We start from the raw sequence: 1,835 nt of genomic DNA, 5'->3' as shown, positions 1-1,835 counted from the left end.
ATGTGCGACGGATTTGCCTATCGCACGGCCTACACCCTTACCCCGGGACAACCACCGCCCGGGCTGGACTACCTTCCTGCGTCACCCCATCACTTACCTACTACAAGTCCGGTTCGTCGGCTCCACCACTCCCCATCACTCCGAAGAGATCAAGGGCGGCTTCACGGACTTAGCATCGCTCGCCTCGATACTGGGCGCTTCAAAGCGGGTACCGGAATATCAACCGGTTGTCCATCGACTACGCCTGTCGGCCTCGCCTTAGGTCCCGACTTACCCTGGGCAGATCAGCTTGACCCAGGAACCCTTAGTCAATCGGCGCACACGTTTCCCACGTGTGTATCGCTACTCATGCCTGCATTCTCACTCGTGAACCGTCCACCACTGCCTTCCGGCGCGGCTTCACCCGGCACACGACGCTCCCCTACCCATCACAGCACCCGTTGGGGCTATACGCTGCAATGACACGACTTCGGCGGTACGCTTGAGCCCCGCTACATTGTCGGCGCGGAATCACTTGACCAGTGAGCTATTACGCACTCTTTCAAGGGTGGCTGCTTCTAAGCCAACCTCCTGGTTGTCTCTGCGACTCCACATCCTTTCCCACTTAGCGTACGCTTAGGGGCCTTAGTCGATGCTCTGGGCTGTTTCCCTCTCGACCATGGAGCTTATCCCCCACAGTCTCACTGCCGCGCTCTCACTTACCGGCATTCGGAGTTTGGCTAAGGTCAGTAACCCGGTAGGGCCCATCGCCTATCCAGTGCTCTACCTCCGGCAAGAAACACACGACGCTGCACCTAAATGCATTTCGGGGAGAACCAGCTATCACGGAGTTTGATTGGCCTTTCACCCCTAACCACAGGTCATCCCCCAGGTTTTCAACCCTGGTGGGTTCGGTCCTCCACGACCTCTTACAGCCGCTTCAACCTGCCCATGGCTAGATCACTCCGCTTCGGGTCTTGAGCGCGCTACTAAATCGCCCTGTTCGGACTCGCTTTCGCTACGGCTTCCCCACACGGGTTAACCTCGCAACACACCGCAAACTCGCAGGCTCATTCTTCAAAAGGCACGCAGTCACGAGGACAAGGCAAGCCTTGTCCCGACGCTCCCACGGCTTGTAGGCACACGGTTTCAGGTACTATTTCACTCCGCTCCCGCGGTACTTTTCACCATTCCCTCACGGTACTATCCGCTATCGGTCACCAGGGAATATTTAGGCTTAGCGGGTGGTCCCGCCAGATTCACACGGGATTTCTCGGGCCCCGTGCTACTTGGGTGTCTCTCAGACAAGCCATCACAATTTAAGCTACGGGGGTCTTACCCTCTACGCCGGACCTTTCGCATGTCCTTCGCCTATCATGATGGTTTCTAACTTGTCCCACGGCCGGCAGACCGCAGAAGAGAGATCCCACAACCCCGCATGCGCAACCCCTGCCGGGTATCACACACATACGGTTTGGCCTCATCCGGTTTCGCTCGCCACTACTCCCGGAATCACGGTTGTTTTCTCTTCCTGAGGGTACTGAGATGTTTCACTTCCCCTCGTTCCCTCCACACTGCCTATGTGTTCAGCAGCGGGTGACAGCCCATGACGACTGCCGGGTTTCCCCATTCGGAAACCCCCGGATCAAAGCCTGGTTGACGGCTCCCCGGGGACTATCGTGGCCTCCCACGTCCTTCATCGGTTCCTGGTGCCAAGGCATCCACCGTGCGCCCTTAAAAACTTGGCCACAGATGCTCGCGTCCACTGTGCAGTTCTCAAACAACGACCAACCACCCATCACCCCACCGCAAGCGGCGAGTTCACTGGGGCCGGCAACCGAAGACAACGAGCAGTC

At 58.0% G+C, this 1,835-nt stretch carries 1 rRNA gene (only partly in view); it reads right to left on the bottom strand.

Annotated features, from left to right (window positions below):
• A 23S ribosomal RNA gene (locus ABT354_RS37905) occupies positions 1–1,727 on the bottom strand (it extends 1,496 nt beyond the left edge of the window).
• Positions 1,728–1,835 lie beyond the last annotated feature (108 nt).

Origin of the sequence: Streptomyces sp. NPDC000594, assembly GCF_040299965.1 — a bacterium.
Taxonomy (GTDB): domain Bacteria; phylum Actinomycetota; class Actinomycetes; order Streptomycetales; family Streptomycetaceae; genus Streptomyces.
Note: the sequence above shows the minus strand (reverse complement) of the source record. Positions and strands in the feature narration are given on the sequence as shown.